This window comes from Dawidia soli (genome assembly GCF_018598185.1).
GTDB classification, from domain to species: Bacteria; Bacteroidota; Bacteroidia; order Cytophagales; family Cyclobacteriaceae; genus Ohtaekwangia; species Ohtaekwangia soli.
This window is the reverse complement of the sequence record NZ_JAHESC010000012.1, coordinates 101,646-118,421: the sequence shown is the minus strand read 5'-3', so window position 1 is coordinate 118,421 and position 16,776 is coordinate 101,646. Positions and strand designations below refer to the sequence as shown.

Below are 16,776 nucleotides of genomic sequence, written 5' to 3'. Positions count from 1 at the left end.
CTTCAGCACTACGTACCTTCTGTACGTTTATTGACAATTTTTACAAAAGCCATCGTGTTAAAACGCGTAACAAAAGGGATTTTCCACGTCCGGGCGATTTAGTAACTTTAATCGATACCTGCGGGCAACATACCAAATGCTAACAGAAAGCAGCGGCGGGTGGCCCGGATGGCATCCGCTTTGCTTTACACCAAAGGCAGACGGTCTGCGCGCCTCACGAGAAACGCCGGGAATTGCACAGTCATAGAAATCGACCAAGTTCTCGCAATACCCTCAGACGTTAGAAATCGGCGAAATTTTAAACATTTTAGATTATGAACGGGCATATTTTTGCAAGCGTATCAAAGAAGCAGTATACTTACCAAAGCATGAGAAAGACTCTATCCACTCTACTCTTCTTTTTTGCCTTTCTGCCAGGATTCACCCAAACACACAAGTTCCAATCCGTTTTCATTTACAGCTTCACACGCTACGTGCAATGGCCGGATGCTTATAACCAGGGTGACTTCGAGATCCTGGTGTTGGGCGACTCGCCGATCTACGACGAGCTGAAGAACATGGCGGCCGCGAAAAAGGTAGGAGGTGATCGCACCATCAAGGTGACCAGGATCAATAGCCCGGGCGAGATCCGCCGGTGCAATATCCTCTACGTGCCTTCGAACAAGTCGGCACTGATTGACAACGTACTCGCCAAGGTCGCCAGCCAGTCCATCCTGATCGTGACCGAAGAGCCTGGACTTGGCGTCAAAGGCAGCGATATAAACTTTATCGTCAAAGATGGTAAATTGGCTTTCGAACTAAACCAGGCGGCGGTAAACAGGCAAAACTTAAAGGTCAGCAATGAGCTGACCCGGCTGGGCATCATGATCTAAACTAACCTATGGAAGAAAAAGAACAGAAGAAGTTGCGTCTTCGATTAACCATCGGCAACAAGATACTCGGTGGTTTCATCATTCTGATCGCGCTGTTCATTGTCAATGGCGCCATCATTTTTTGGAAGGGTAACGGGATCGACAGCGTTGTTAACAGCTCCAGCGAAAACTACCGTCCGTCACAAGAGGCCATTCAGGACTTTGTCCTCCTGGTGACGCGGTCCAAAATGCTCGTCACCAACTGGGTGTACCTGCAAACCAACCAGGAAGATAAAGAAGCCCTCAAGGCACTTCAGAAGACCGACTACCCGGCCCTCTACGACAAGCTCACCAAGCTCATGCCCAAGTGGGAGTCGGAAGAGCAACGCCGCGCCATGGATACCGTATTCCTCAAGTTCGATACACTCATCAACATTCAGAAGGAGTCCATCATGGCTCCCCTCCAGTCGTTTGAGAACTACGAAGACCCCATCACCAAGCTCCTGGCCGAAGACGTGATCGAAAGCCAGATCATTCCGCGTACTTCCGATCTGATCCGTCGCCTGAACCATATCGACGCCCAGCAAAGCAAGGTGACCGATCAATCCGACCAGGATGTGATCAGCTCGATCAAGAGCCTGCGTAACTATACACTTATTCTCGGCGCCGGCATCATCGTGATCGGCCTGCTGAGCGCCATCTTCCTGATGCGCGCCATTACCCGCCCGGTGAACTTCCTCAAGAACGTGGTCGTGAAGCTCGGCCGTGGTGAGCTCGTAGAAGATAAACAAGCCAATGTCAGCAACGACGAGATCGGCGAAATGGCCGTGGCCATGGACAACCTTGTTACCGGCTTGAAATCCACCAGCCTCTTTGCCGAAAACATCGGTAACGGCAACTATCAGACGGAGTTCCAGCCGCTCAGCGAGCACGACGTACTGGGTAACGCCCTGATCAACATGCGCGACAACCTCTCGAAGGTGGCCGAAGATGATAAGAAGCGTAACTGGGCAACAGAAGGTCAGGCCAAATTCGGCGAGATCCTTCGTACCAACAACAGCGACCTGAACAAACTGGCCGACGAGATTATCGGCAACCTGGTAAAATACCTCAAAGCCAACCAGGGCGCCCTCTATATTGTGGACGACACCGCAGCAGACGAAGAGCCGACCATGTCCATGAAGGCATGTTATGCCTGGGATAAAAAGAAATATCTCAACCATAAGATTCACCGCGGCGAAGGCCTGGCCGGTCAGGCCTGGCAGGAAGGCGACACCGTATACCTCACGGAAGTGCCGCAGAACTACGTACGCATCGTGTCTGGTTTGGGGGATGCCAATCCCACCGCCGTGGTCATCGTACCGCTGAAGGTGAACGACCAGATCTTTGGTGTCGTGGAGATCGCTTCATTTACAGAGTTCCGCGACTTCGAGATCGAATTTGTACAGAAGATCGCCGAGAGCATTGCGTCGACCATCTCGTCCGTGAAGATCAACGCCCGCACCCAGCGCCTGCTGGAAGAGTCGCAGGAGATGACCGAACAGATGCGCGCGCAGGAGGAAGAAATGCGCCAGAATATGGAAGAGCTGCAAGCCACCCAGGAAGAAATGCAGCGCAGCCAGGGCGAGACCGAAAGCACGCTCAACGCCATCCACGGTTCGCTGGCCGTAGCAGACTACAACCCCGATGGTACGATCGTAAAAGTGAACAGCAACTTCCTGGAGCTCTTTGGATACACGCAGGACGAAGTGCTCGGCGAGCATCACCGCATCCTGGCATCCAAAGAAGAGAAGAACGGCGAAGACTACCGTCAGTTCTGGAGAGATCTGGCCAACGGCTATCCCAAGAAGGGCGCCTTCAAACGCCAGAACCGGAAAGGTGAGCTGATCAATATCCGTTCGACTTTCTCGCCGATCAAGAACCGCTCGGGCGAGGTGGTGAAGATCATGGAGATCGCCTACGAATTGAAGTAAGACATACCGCTGACAATCGTCAGGATACGGAAGCCCGGAGTTCTACCAAGAGCTTCGGGCTTCTGCTTTTAGAACGGTATCGTGTTTGTCGCAAGATCCAACCAGGAGTCGGGATCAGCGCAGCAAACCGTTTGCATAAGAAAGATAGCATACAGAGATCTTCCGGATAAGATCAATATACGGCAGACGAACGACCCTCAGAAGAGGCGAACCTCATTCCGCCGTCCAGAAAAAGCATAGCCCCTACGTTTGCCACGCAGCGGCAACGATGCCGGTGAAGTCCGGTATACACATGAACACACGATGCACGCACCCGTGTAAATTATAGGGTACCGAAAATCATGCCCAGGCATGCCGCCGGAGGTGTGCATACACGTATTGTGGAATGTAGACGATTCAGTACATTCTTCGGTAAAGTGTTCGAAAGGCCCAATAGATGGAATATAGAGATGATATATAACCGAAGAATGGGAAACTATATAAATGCAAAAGAGCCCAGCGTCTCTGGGCTCTTTTGTTTACCTAAACCTAAACCTATGAGAAGAATTACTCTACTCACTGTATACTAACGGAGACCGTAGTGCGAGGTTTCATCAGGTTTAAAAAAAGTTAAGATTTTTTCAGCTTGTCTTTAAACACCTTCTTGAACTTCTCCACCTTGGGCTGGATAACGAACGAGCAGTAGGGTGCGCTGCCGTTCAGGTTGTAATAGTTCTGATGGTAGTCTTCCGCTTTATAGAATACTTCGAACGGTGCAATCTCGGTGACGATCGGCGCATCGAACGCACCGGATTTATCCAGCTCTTGTTTATACTTCTCCGCCAGCTGCTTCTGCTCATCGTTGTGATAAAAGATCGCCGAACGGTACTGTGTGCCCACGTCGGCACCCTGACGGTTCAGCGTCGTGGGGTCATGCGTCTTCCAGAACACTTCCAGCAGCTCGTCATAGCCGACCTTTGCCGGGTCGTAGTACACTTGGATCACTTCGGCATGGCCGGTGAGTCCGCTGCACACTTCTTTGTAAGTAGGGTTCTTTACCTTACCGCCGGAGTAGCCCGACTCTACCCGTTCGACACCTTCCAGGTTTTGAAAGACAGCTTCTGTACACCAGAAACAACCGGACCCGAAGGTTGCTACCGCCAGGCCCTCTTTTACAGGTTTGTTTGTCATCGTTGTCGCTTGTTTTTGCTTTTGTCCGCACGAGCTCCCGGCGACCAGCAGTGCCAGGATCGTTGCCCATAATCCGAATTTCATAAGGAGTCCGTGTTTAGTCATAAAAACCTAAATACGGTAAAAATGGTTTGCCCGGATCCCCGTTTTCAGAAAAAGGGAACCCGGGCAAAGACCGTATACGCCAGGAACGGCGTTAGTAGTTCTGATAGAATCCCTTGATGGCCGGGATCAGCTGGTTATAGATCGGCTTGGTGAACTCCAGGAACAGGTCCTGGGCCACCGGCGGCTGTTGCTCACGTTGTTTGGTTAGGGCGATCTGCTGGCTGGTCAGCGCGCGGTCATCGCCGTTAAAGCGGGCCCACTGGCTTACCCACACATACTGACCGTTGAACTTCTGGTGCGCCAGTACGCCGTTGGTCTTACCGTCCATCACCACCATGCTGAGCAGCCCCGAGGAAACGATCTCCTTGCGGTAGGTGGTGTATTTGGCTTTAACCGTGTTGTATACCGGCACGGTCTTGCCGGCGACCTTGGCTTCGCCCACCTTCACGCTGTCTTTTGTGAAGGTCTCTTCCTTCTCTTTCATGTTTGAATTGCCCACCGAAAAATCATCGAACTGCACACGCATGATCTGGTCGATGCGCTTCAGGCGGATCGTCTTCATCTCCTCGGGTGTATAGAAACGGATAAAGGTCTGTTCCGTATAGTTGGTGCGGACAAATTCTTCGATCTTATCCTGGAAGAAACCACCGCTCAGGTTGTAACGCGCCGGCACGGGGATCTGCTCCAGCACCACGATCAGCGTAGCTTCCTCCTTCGCTTTGTCCAGGTATTCGATCACGTCCTTATAGCCCGGCACAAAGCTCTGGGCGTCGGCAAAGCTGTAGTAGGCTTTCTTGGCCTCGTTCCGGTTGCCTTTCATCAGGGCGTCTATGCCCGCGTTGTAACTTTCTTCGGCCGCCTTCTCTTTCAGCGGACCGATCTCGGCATAAACGTTTATCGGGTTCTTGACAGCCTTCATACAACCCGGGCACGCACGGATGGCGTCGTACATCTGGTTGATGGAGTTGTAATACTGAATGGAGTTCTTCCACTTAAAGGCAGCGTTCGAGGCGATCTCGTTCTGGGCCTGGGTCTGGAAATACTCGACCGCCAGCGGATACGCGTTCTTGAGCGCGTCCAGCGATTTGGAGTGATCAGGATTGCTGCGCAGCTTGTTCACGGCCTTCATGACGGCGCCGTAATAATCACCGCGCTCGTACGCCTTCTTGGCCGAGCCGCAGGAAAAATAAACAAGGGCGATAAGGAGAAAAAGAGGTGTGAAACGTAAACGTCCGGTTTGCATAGATATGGTAGGTGTATAAGAGAGGTCAGTCAAATAATAGACCAAAGTTAATCAGCCGGGCACGAAAAAGTAAACAGCAATGTGACACCTGTCCGGTACGGCGATGTAATTTTTGACCCGGAAAAACACCTTTTAGATCGCTTTGGCGGGGTGGCTGCCCAAGACAGGCTGCATGCCGAACGTATCGGCCCGCCTTTTATACAGCCCGCTGCGTATGGTCGTCGGAGTCATCAATAAACCGCGCGCTGACGGCCCCCAGCAGCAGACAGACACCCGCAGTGACCAGCGCATAGATGGCCTGCGAACCGTACAGGTATTTCACTACGGGGCCGCCGATAATGCCGTTTACGATTTGCGGCAGGGTAATGAAGAAATTGAAGATCCCCATGTAAAGCCCCATCTTATGGGCCGGTAGCGCGCCACCCAGGATGGCATAGGGCATCGCCAGGATGCTGGCCCACGCCATGCCGACGCCCACCATCGATAATACCAGCCATGCAGGATCGTGAATGAAATAGATGGAAATAAGCCCCAGGCCGCCGGCCGTCAGCGAGAACGAATGCGTGGCCCGGCGGCCCAGCTTCAACGCCAGGTAGGGCAGGAGCAACGCATACACCGCCGACACAGCATTGTAAACACCAAACAACGAGCTGACCCAGTTGCCGGCACGCTGGTACTCCACCGATGATGTGTCGCTGGCAGCCAACCCATACACGTGTGTCGCAATGGCGGGCGTACTGAACACCCACATCGAGAACAGCGCGAACCAGGAGAAGAACTGTACCAGGCCCAGTTGCCGCATCGTGCGGGGCATGGCGGCAAAGTCAGCCGCAATCTGGCGCAGCCCGTGCCCTTGCCCCTCCGTTGCTTCCTGATGCTGGTAGGGTGACTCCTGCGTCGTGAGCACCGTCCATAAAATGGCGAGCAGAAACACCGCGCCACCGATATAGAAAGAGAGAGAAAGATAAAAGGGCACTTCGCCTTTCGGCAACGCTTCGTCGAGCCCAAAGAAGGAAGCAAGGATAGAAGGGAGGAACGAGCCTAGTACAGCGCCCAGGCCGATCAGAAATGTCTGAATAGAAAAGCCCAGCGTACGTTGGTCGGAAGGCAGCAGGTCGGCCACCAGCGCGCGGAACGGCTCCATGGCAACGTTGAAGGAAGCGTCCATGATCATCAGAATGCCGGCTGCGGCATATAACGTGGGCAACGCATGTACCAGCACGTTGGCGTTCGGCATGAACAACATGGCCAGGGAGGCGGCCAGTGCGCCACCCAGGAAGTACGGGCGCCGCCGCCCGAGCCGTGTCCAGGTACGGTCGGAGTAATAGCCGATGATGGGCTGCACGATCATGCCCGTCAGCGGCGCCGCCAGCCAGAACCACGACAGATGCTCCACGTCGGCCCCGAAGATGCCGAGTATGCGCGAGGCATTGCCGTTCTGCAAGGCAAAGCCGAACTGGATACCAAAAAAGCCAAAGCTCATGTTCCAGATTTGCCAGAACGACAAACGGGGCTTGGAAAGGACGGCGGTAGGTTGCATCAGGTCAGGTTCAAACGATTGAATATACGGATTTTTACCACCGGATCACGATCTCCCCGGCGGGATACGCCATCTCCGCGCTATAGACGGCCTCCTGGGGTGCCGGCTCGGGATCAAAGAACGGATCGAACTTCTCCAGCGCGCCCAGGAACTGGCTCACATCCGGATGGATCACGATGGGCTCGCCTTGTACCAGGGCCTCGGTGGGATGCTCGTCCAGCCCGTGCCACACGATCTTGAGCTTCTTCACCGGCGAAACGTATGTGCCCTCCGTGGTGCCCAGCACCAGCTTGCGCTCCGCCGCGTAGTAGGCCAGTTGACGCTTGGCATAAATCCCCGCTTGATAATCGAACGTCGCCCCGTCGTCCTCATAATAGACAAACGTCGAATCATGTTTGCCCGTATACACATGCAGCGTCAGCAGCTCGCTGACGGTCTGTGTATTGGGCGCCGCCGGCTTTAGGGGAATCAGCGCTCCCGCCTTGACGAATACCGGCAGGCGATGCACGGGGCATTCGGTAATGACCTCGGCGTGGCCGGCGTGTTTGTGACCGGTATACAGCGTGTACCAGTCGCCCTCCGGCAAATATACCTTGATGAACTCTTTCGTGCTTTCGGCCGGAGCCACCAGCAACGACGGGCCGAGCAGGTATTGATTGTGATACTGGCCGTCGTATACTTTCCAGTCGTGTGTATAGTCGATCGCCAGCGACCGCTGCACGGGCATGCCCGTTTCGCTGGCTTCGTGGAAGAGCGAGTAGAGATAGGGCAGGAGCTGGTACCGCAGCTTGATGTAGTTGCGCGAGATCTGCTCCACCTCTTCGCCATACGCCCACGGCTCGGAGTCGCGACTGTTGATCATCGAGTGCCCGCGGAAGAACGGCGAGAACGTACCGATCGACACCCAGCGGGCAAACAGCTTGGAGTTGGCATCGCCCACAAAGCCGCCCACATCGTATCCCGCAAAGGCAATGCCCGACAGGCCCATGCTGTTCACCAGGCGCACGCCCAGCAGCATGTGCTCGTCGTAGGCCACGTTGTCGCCCGTCCATACCGCGGCATAGCGCTGCACACCCGCATAGCCCGAGCGTGTCAGGTTGAACGGTCGCCGCCCGCCCAGCAGCGCCCTGGTCCCTTCGTACGTACTGCGGGCCATGAGCAGCCCGTAGAGGTTCCGGCCGCGGCGCATGGTGGCCTGCTGGCCCTCAAAGTCCATCGTCATGAGCTCGGGCAGCATCTGGCCCCACGTGGCGATCTCGTTCATGTCGTTCCAGAAGCCGTCGACGCCGAGGGCCACATATTCCTTGAATTGCTCCTGCCACCAGGCGCGCGCCCGCGGGTTGGAAAAGTCGGGAAAGTGGCACCACCCCGGCCATACCTGCCCCGTGTAGGGCGTGCCATCGGGATACTGAATAAAGATGTTCTCACGCATGCCCGCGTCATACGTAGCGTACCCTTCTTCGACCTTGATGCCCGGGTCGCACATCACGACCACGTGGAAGCCCATGTCGCGCAGTTGCGTCAGCAGGATCTCAGGGTCGGCAAAGTCGCGGTTGTTCCAGGTAAAGATCTTATACTGGTCCATGTAGTGAATGTCGAACACGATCGTATCGGCCGGAATGTCCTTCTCGCGAAACGTGCGTGCCAGGTTCAACACTTCCTTGTCCGGGTAATAACTGTAACGGCATTGCTGATAGCCGATGCTCCACAGCGGCGGCAGCTCCATGCGGCCCGTCAGGTGTGTATAGTGCCGAATGATCTCCGCAACCGAGCTGCCGTGGATGAAGTAATAATTCATCTCGCCCGCGTCGGCATAAAAGCTGGCAAAGCGATTGTTCGACGCCCCGAAGTTGAAGAACGATTTGAAGCTGTTATCGAAGAAGATCCCATAGGCCACCCCGTTGTGTACGCCGATGTAGAAGGGAATGGAGCAATACAGCGGGTCCTGGCCGGGAGAATAGGCAAAACTATCCGTCGCCCAGTTTTGATACCCTTGTCCTTTACGATCGAGCGGCCCTGTCTTTTCGCCCAGGCCGATGAAGCGTTCCCCCGCTTGCATCTTCTTGTACGTCGTCACCTGCTCGCCGTTCCAGCTCGTGCCAAACGCAGCATCGTCTTCATTGATGGGCTGGCCTTGCAGGGTGTAAAAGCTAAAACGCACCGGCGCGGTACTGATCTTGAGCACGAAGGCGTTTGTGCGCAATTCCAGAAATCCCGATAGTTCCGTCAGGGTAGGAGCACCCAGCGGCGAAGCGACGACGGCATACGAAAAATCTTCAAAGGCTTCGTCGCGTGTCACGCTGATACGTGCGATGTGGTCGTTGTAGCATTGTACACGGAACTTACCATAGCTGGTTTCTCCCTGCACACCGGCAGCTTCACGCTGCCAGGAAGTAATATCTCCCAGGCTCTGATTGAGCGTACGTTTCATCTTAAGGGTCATGTGATCGTGGCGTTTACCGTGTCAAGTAAAATTAATTCACACCAACAAACCTACGGCACAACCAGACTAAAAAACAGAAATCGATTGCGGTAACTAGTGAGCGATCACCTCGCAACCGGCTGAAACCCTCAGAAGCTGGCACGGTGGCACGCCGGCGTTTCGCGTAACACCGCGCCGGGATCACCGATTCACGTCGACAGCAACCGTCCGGGACAGCGGGCTAAAGCCCAGTCAAAGCCACGTATACGGCATGGATAAAGCATAGTTAAAGCATACTTAAAGCACAGTTAAGGCACGATAGAGGCGGCTGCTTTAAGTATGCTTTAACTATGCTTTAAGTGTGGTCGAAGACTGCGACTACTATGCCTGATCCCAGGCAGACACACGGAAGATAATAAAAAAAGCCGCCCTTTCAGGCGGCCTTTCCTAAACTTCAAAAACTCAAAAGACTTATTTTTTCTTCCCTGACTTCAACGAAGAGTCGCGCACGACCAGGCGGGTCTTGAGCAGCTTCGTCTCGGGCGTCGGATCGATATGTTCCTTCGACTTCACCTCGATCTGACGGATCAGCAGCTTGGCTGCTTCCTGACCCATTTCAAAACCGGGCTGATCAACCGACGTCAGCGGCGGATCCATCAGCGAGCTGAAGAACCAGTTGCTGAAACCTACCACGGCAATATCTTGTGGTATTTTCAGACCGGCCTCTTTGATAGCCTGCATGGCACCCATCGCGGCGGGGTCGTTTGTTGAGAAGATCGCATCCGGCGGATTGGCCATCTTCAGCAGTTTTTCTGCCGCAGCCTTGCCTTCTTCGATCGTGCCTTGCGGGCAGCTGACGATCAAGTCGTCGTACACCGGCAGGTTGTTTTCTTTTAACGCCTCGCGGAAACCTTCCAAACGCTGTTTGGTGATATCGAGGTTCGGCGGGCCTTCCAGGTGGGCAATGCGCTTACAACCCTGGTCGATCAGGTGCTGGGTAGCATCTTTCGCGCCGCTCAGGTCGTCTACGATCACTTTGCTGGAGTTTGCCGAGTCATATACGCGGTCAAAGAACACCATCGGAACACCTTTCGCCATCGTGGCGTCGATGTGTTCAAAGCTGTTTGTTTCGCGCGACAGGGAGATCAGCATGCCGTCCACACGGCTGTTGAACAACGCCTTGATGTCGGTCTTCTCGCGTTGCAGGGATTCGTTCGACTGTGTGATAATGACGTTGTACCCGGCGCTGTAGGCCACATCTTCTATACCGCTGATCACGGTCGAGAAGAAAAAGTGAACAATTTCCGGGATGATCACCCCGATCGTATTGGTCTTGCTTTGACGCAGGCTTAGCGCGACTATGTTGGGTTGATAATTCAGTTTCTCGGCCAGCTCGTTGACAGCTTTCTTCGTTTCCGGACTAATGTCCGGATGGTCTTTCAACGCTCGGGAAACGGTCGAAGGAGATATGCCCAGCTCGCGGGCAATGTCCTTAATGGTAACCTGATTGTACTTCATAGCACAAGTTTAGGAACTCTTCCGGGATTCTCCGCAACGTTTGTGCAACTTTTTTTAAAAAATCGCAAACGAATGCGACTCCGATTCCGGTTGCGGTTTGGTGTGTTTTTACACTGCTTTTTCCGTCCAAGACCCCCATTTTCCGAGACTATTCCCTTCCCGCAACTGCGCCTGGCAGCTCCGGGAGCTCGGCCCGTTTATCGATCATCGGCACCTTCTCGAATCCCATCACCTCGATCATAGGCACCCCAAAATCTTCCACGACTTTCCCCTCGATAAAGTAAAACCCCCGCCCGCGGAACGGAAACTGCCGGGCCACGATTGGAAAATGTACGGTATCAAACACTTCACCCTGCAGGTCATAAAATGTCCCGAAGTACATCATCTCGTGCTTTTGCGTCCAGGCGTTCTTTGTCGTGACCACATATCCCAGGATCGACACGCGCTTCCCCACGCGGTTCGCCAGCTCCCCGGCGGTCGTATCGCCCGTATGTCCGCCCGACACCAGCTGAAACGGATCACACAACGGAAATCCCAACAGCTCGATCTCATCAAAGGCATCTTCCTGCGCATTGCGCTGCAGCGTCGGTAACGGATATTCTTTCGGCGCCGTGTCAAACAACGTCTGCATGCCCGCCGGCTGCTTCGTGCGCGATTGCCCGAAGAACAACATCGCCTCCCAGAGCAGCTGCTGTTTGCTTTTGCCCGTAAACCGGAACGACCCCATCCGGATCAGCACCCGCACCTGTTCCAACCCCAGCGGCAGACGCTGTAGAAAATTATCGAGGCTGGTATACACCCCGTGACGCGCCCGCTCCACTTGAATCTCCCGCGCAATCCTTTCCTCCAGGCTCTTCACGTGCACAAACCCGATGTAGAGCTGTTGCCCTTCGATGGTCGTCAGGTAGCCACTGTGATTCACGCACGGCGGCGCGATCTGTCCACCGAGCATCCGGGCCTCATGAAAGTAAAACTCTGTCTTATAAAAGCCACCGAAGTTGTTGATGACGCCCACCATGAACTCCAGTGGGTAATGCGCCTTGAGGAAAAGGCTTTGATAGCTCTCGACCGCATAGCTCGCCGAGTGCCCTTTCGCAAAGGAATATCCGGAAAAGCTCTCAATTTCATACCAGACCCGTTTGATCACCGCTTCGTCATAGCCTTGCGCACGGCACGATGCGTAAAACCGGTCGGCTACCCGCTGGAATTCTTCGCGTGAGCGATACTTTCCCGACATGCCGCGGCGCAGGACATCAGCCTCCGTCAGCGTAAGCTTGGCAAAGTGGTGCGCCACTTTGATCACGTCTTCCTGGTAGATCATCACACCGAACGTATCGCGCATGAGCTCGTCCATCATGGGGTGAATGGACGCATACGCCTGGCCGCGGCGCACGGCGTGAAAGCGCTCCAGGTAGGTGCGCATCATGCCCGAGCTGGCAACGCCCGGCCGTATGATCGAGCTGGCGGCCACCAGGGTGAGGTAATCGTCACAGCGCAACTTGCCGAGCAGCATCCGCATGGCCGGCGACTCCACATAAAAACAACCCATGGTCCGACCGGTACGCATCAGGTCCTTGATGCCTTCGTCCTGTGTAAAGGCCTCGAACTGGTAGATGTCCACGTCCCGGCCCTGGTTGCGTTTCACATGCCGCACGGTTTCTTTGAGGTGGCCCAGGCCTCGCTGGCTGAGAATGTCGAATTTAAAGATGCCGAAGTCTTCGGCGTTGTGCATTTCAAAATGTGACACCGGCAGACCTTTGGGAGGAAACTCCAGCGTAGTATACCGGTAGATCGGTTCTTCCGTGATCAGCACGCCACCCGCGTGGATCGACATGTTTGACGGCAGGTCTTTCATGCGCTCTGCATAGCGCAGGATCAGCGGCGCGATGTCTTCACGATCAGGTGTATATTCGTTGCGGTCGGCCAGCGCTTCGAGCTCGTCCTTCGGCAAACCAAACACTTTGCCCAGCTCCCGCAACAGCGAGCGTCGCTGGTAGGTCACGTGCGTGCCGAGTAAACAGACGTGCTCCTCGCCATAAAGGTCAAAGAGGTGCTGATAGATCTCATCGCGGTTGTCCCACGAAAAATCCAGGTCGAAGTCGGGAGGTGACGCGCGTTCTTCGTTCAGGAACCGCTCGAAGTAGAGGTCCAGCTTGATCGGATCAACGTTGGTGATCCCCAGACAATACGCCACCACGCTGTTGGCACCACTGCCGCGGCCCACATAGTCGTATCCGCGCTGCGTGGCGTATTGAGTCAGCTCGTAGGCGATCAGGTAATAGGAAGCAAAAGCCTTTTTGTCGATGATGTCGAGCTCCTTTTCGATCCGTGCCCGCACGATGGCCTCGTCGGCGTGGTGATACCGGCGCGCAAATCCCTTCCAGGCCTCTGCGGTAAGGTAGGCCAGGTCTGCTGCCCGGCTGCCGCGCAGGTGCTTTTTATTCTTATCGCCGCCGGGGCGCAGGTCCAGCGAGCATTGTGCCAGCAGCGCTTCCGCGTTCGCGACCAGGTCGGGAAAGCGCGTATACCGTGCCCGCAGTTCCGCCGGCGGCAACATGATCTCATCGGGTTGCGCTTCCTGCGCTTTCGGGAGCTTGCTCAACAGGGTATTGTTGGCCATCGCCCGCAGCAGGCGGTGCATGTTAAAATCGGTCTTGCCGGAAAACGTCACCGGGCACAGCGCAACAAACCGGTGTTTATACTCGTGGTAGGGGGCATACAATGTCAGCGGCCCGAGATCCTGCGGTCGCACACCGACGTACTCCTGCGGCCGTAGCAGCTCCGGCGCGTACCGCCCGAAGGGATATATGATCACAACGTTGTCAAACACTGGCGCCCGTGGCGGCAGTGTCCTGCCTTCGCGATGGTAGCGGGACAGGAATCGGTTGAGCTCTTCAAAGCCGGCGTTGTTGCGGGCAATGGCAATGTATAGCAGCGTATTCTCGTCGCCGCGGCATTCCACGCCCACGGCGATGTCGAGTACGTATGGCTCTTTTCCATAGTGTGTCAGTCCACCGGCGCCGGGCTTGTACGCGTGACACAACCGCAGCATCTCCAGGTAAGACGCGGTATTGTTGATCTCGGTCAGTACCAGTTTATGGACGCCGCACCGCTGGGCTTCTTCAAACAGCTTCTGGACCGTCAATGTGCCGTATCGAAAACTAAACGCGGTGTGACAGTTCAGGTACATGCTCAACGGGGGTGGTGGTGAAAATAAGATTACTGACCACGCGCATTCAGCGCGGCAACCGTCATGCGTATTTCGCGATAGCTATAAGCGTCACCGAGAATGTCTTTGATCGGTGTTAACATCAGCCCTCCGCTCTGCTTGATGGCGGCGCGAATGGCCGGAAGTTTCGCCTTCTCGACCAGGGACTCGAGGGGGACACGTCCTTGCTGCACATAAAACGCCAGGTGATTTTCGATCGTGACCGGGCTCAGCTCACGCGCCGCGGCAATGGCCTCGATGGCGTAGCCCTTATTGAACAGATCGAGCGTCTGCTGCTTGGTGTCGTTGTCGCGCTCGTTCGAAGTCTTTTGGGAACGCTTGCGGGTCTTGAGGTGTATGCGGGAGGTAAGTCCCTGCCGGGCGCAGTAGTTCGTAATGATCTCACCGAACGCATCCGCATAGCGCTCCAGCTTTTGCTGGCCAAAGCCGGAGATGCGGCTGAACTCCTCCCGGCCGTGCGGCAAATAGGAGGCGAGCTCCTGTAAGGTGGCATCCGATAAGACAATATAGGCCGGTACATTGTCGGCTGCCGCCAGCCGGCGCCGCAGGTCTTTTAGCTGCTGGAACAACGAAGTATCATACGCCGGCGCGGCTTCTTCTACGGTGGCAGGCTCGTGCTCGACGGCACGTGCCAGCGGCCGGCGCCACAATACCGTAGTGGCACGACGCAATACGTCGTCGCTGCGGTCGGTGAGCTGGAGCAGTGGATATTGCCCATCGGCCTTGGCCAGGTAGCCTTGTGCGATCAGCTCGCGGATCACATCGTGCCAGTCATTCTTGCTCACGTCCGCGCCGATGCCGTACGTGGGCAGCTTCTTGTGAAACTCCTGGATCCGGGTCGCCTGCGAGCCGCGCAAAAAATCGATCACGTAGCCTGCGCCAAAGCGTCCCTGCAACCGGCTGACCGCCGAGAGTACCTTTTGCGACAGGATCGTGGCATCGATCTGCTCGTGTTCCGCCAGGCAGACATCGCAGTTGCCGCAGTGCGCCGGCGCGGGCTCGTCGAAGTATTGCAGCAGGTAGCGGCGCCGGCAACTGCGCAGGTCGCCATAGGCCGCCATCTGATCGAGCTTGTTGTAGGCGATCTCCGTCTGCGCCTCGTTGTCGGGCACGTGGGCCAACCGTTTGAGCTTGGTCACATCGCCATAGGAGTAGAACAGCAGCGCTTCGCTGTCCAGGCCATCGCGACCGGCCCGGCCCGTTTCCTGGTAATATCCTTCAATGCTTTTGGGCAGGTCCATGTGTACCACATAGCGCACGTTGGATTTATCGATGCCCATGCCGAAGGCGATCGTCGCGACAATGATCTTCACCTCGTCCCGCAGGAACTGATCCTGGTGACGGCTTCGCACTGTGCGGTCCAGCCCGGCGTGGTAGGGCAGCGCTTCAAAGCCTGCGCGTGTCAGGAAGGCCGCGATCTCTTCGGTGCTGTTGCGCGACATACAATAGATCACGCCCGAGTCGTCACCTCGCGACCGGAGGAATTGCAGCAGCTTTTCGCCGCTCTGCTGTTTTGATTCAACGGTGTACCGGATGTTGGCGCGGTTGAAGCTCGATACGAACATCGCGGGGTTTTGTAAGGACAGCTTGTCGACAATATCCTTGCGTGTTTGCCGGTCCGCGGTAGCCGTCAGCGCAATGACCGGCACCTTCGGCAACAGGGTGCGCAGCTGCGCCAGGTTGAGGTACTCCGGCCGGAAGTCATGCCCCCAGTGGGAAATACAGTGCGCCTCGTCGATGGCCAGCAAACTGACCGCGTAGCGCGGCAGCTCTTTCAGGAACGTACTCTCCGGCGCCAGGTATAATAACTTCAGCGTGCCGGCACGCGCCGCGTCTACAACGGCGCTTTGCTCGGACGGCGTTTGCGTGGAATTGAGGAAAGCCGCGTGAACGCCATTCAGACGCAGCGCATCCACCTGGTTTTTCATTAACGCGATGAGCGGGGAAATGACAACGGTCAGGCCCGGAAAACACAACGCGGGCACCTGGTAACACAACGATTTACCGCCGCCCGTGGGCATCAGCACAAGTGTGTCGCGCTGTGCCAGCACGGCCCGGACGATGGCCTCCTGCTCCAATCGGAAGGAGGAGTAGCCGAAATGTTTCTGTAAGATCTCTAACGGGTTCATAGCATAAAGGTAACGAATTGGGAAATGATGTAGAGGAGTGACCCGGGCTATTCGGCGCCGAGCATAATGTCGTGATAGTGTGTCCAATGCCCGTCGCCACGCGCCAGTACCGTGATGCGGTCGCACAGGAAATGCTGGCTGTAGCGCAGGTTTTCCAGGTGCGGCCAGCATTTTTCAAAATCCTCCTGTGACAGCATCCGCGCGATGGTGATGTGGGGCGTGAAGTGTGCATCTTCGCGCACAAGTTTTTCAAACATGTCGCGTATGGGGTATTTGTTGACAATGTCCAGGTAAAGGGTGCGGTAACGGCCATGGTGGAACGCGGCCAGGTCTTTTACAAAGACATTGAACGGACGCATATAGGTGGCCTTGGCCGCGACATAACGGATCATGTCGTCCATGTGCTCGTCGTTATATTTAAACAATGAAATGTGTGCTCGTGAGTACCGGTCGGTAAACGGATGACCGATGAGGTAGTGGACGTCGTCTTTTAACACAAACGCGTCGCTGCGGATGTGCGGCGGGGGAGAGATAATGAACGATAATTCTTTTACGGAGGTGCCGGTTTTTGTCGTGAGTTTCATATCGCTTCGTCG

10 protein-coding genes are annotated in these 16,776 nt (G+C 55.5%); 2 read left to right on the top strand and 8 right to left on the bottom strand.

The genetic code is table 11. The annotated features are described in order from the left end of the window. The first annotated feature begins 368 nt into the window (after positions 1–368). Positions 369–872, top strand: a complete 504-nt coding sequence (locus tag KK078_RS10450; protein WP_254090211.1) for a YfiR family protein — start codon at positions 369–371, stop codon at positions 870–872. Positions 873–880: 8 nt separating this feature from the next. After that, complete coding sequence (locus tag KK078_RS10445; protein WP_254090210.1) at positions 881–2,824, top strand: GAF domain-containing protein; 1,944 nt, start codon at positions 881–883, stop codon at positions 2,822–2,824. Positions 2,825–3,433: 609 nt separating this feature from the next. Here KK078_RS10445 and msrA read toward each other — a convergent pair. The 8 genes from msrA to KK078_RS10405 all read right to left on the bottom strand — a co-directional run bounded on the left by msrA (position 3,434) and on the right by KK078_RS10405 (position 16,764). Further along, on the bottom strand, positions 3,434–4,078 hold the full coding sequence (gene msrA / locus KK078_RS10440) for a peptide-methionine (S)-S-oxide reductase MsrA (protein WP_394370556.1): 645 nt from the start codon (positions 4,076–4,078) through the stop codon (positions 3,434–3,436). Positions 4,079–4,190: 112 nt separating this feature from the next. Then, complete coding sequence (locus KK078_RS10435; RefSeq protein ID WP_254090209.1) at positions 4,191–5,342, bottom strand: hypothetical protein; 1,152 nt, start codon at positions 5,340–5,342, stop codon at positions 4,191–4,193. 196 nt (positions 5,343–5,538) lie between these two features. After that, entirely contained in the window at positions 5,539–6,882 is a 1,344-nt protein-coding gene (locus KK078_RS10430) for an MFS transporter (protein ID WP_254090208.1), read from the bottom strand. Between the two features lie 34 nt (positions 6,883–6,916). Next, the gene (locus KK078_RS10425; protein WP_254090207.1) at positions 6,917–9,325 is read right to left on the bottom strand and encodes a glycoside hydrolase family 31 protein; all 2,409 of its coding nucleotides are present in this window, start codon (positions 9,323–9,325) and stop codon (positions 6,917–6,919) included. Positions 9,326–9,775: 450 nt separating this feature from the next. Then, complete coding sequence (locus tag KK078_RS10420) at positions 9,776–10,822, bottom strand: LacI family DNA-binding transcriptional regulator (protein ID WP_254090206.1); 1,047 nt, start codon at positions 10,820–10,822, stop codon at positions 9,776–9,778. Positions 10,823–10,970: 148 nt separating this feature from the next. Continuing rightward, on the bottom strand, positions 10,971–14,012 hold the full coding sequence (locus KK078_RS10415; RefSeq protein ID WP_254090205.1) for a DNA polymerase III subunit alpha: 3,042 nt from the start codon (positions 14,010–14,012) through the stop codon (positions 10,971–10,973). A 29-nt stretch (positions 14,013–14,041) separates the two neighbouring features. Further along, a complete protein-coding gene (gene recQ / locus KK078_RS10410; protein WP_254090204.1) occupies positions 14,042–16,180 on the bottom strand; it encodes a DNA helicase RecQ in 2,139 nt (712 codons plus the stop codon). A 47-nt stretch (positions 16,181–16,227) separates the two neighbouring features. After that, on the bottom strand, positions 16,228–16,764 hold the full coding sequence (locus KK078_RS10405; protein ID WP_254090203.1) for a 2'-5' RNA ligase family protein: 537 nt from the start codon (positions 16,762–16,764) through the stop codon (positions 16,228–16,230). Positions 16,765–16,776: the final 12 nt, after the last annotated feature.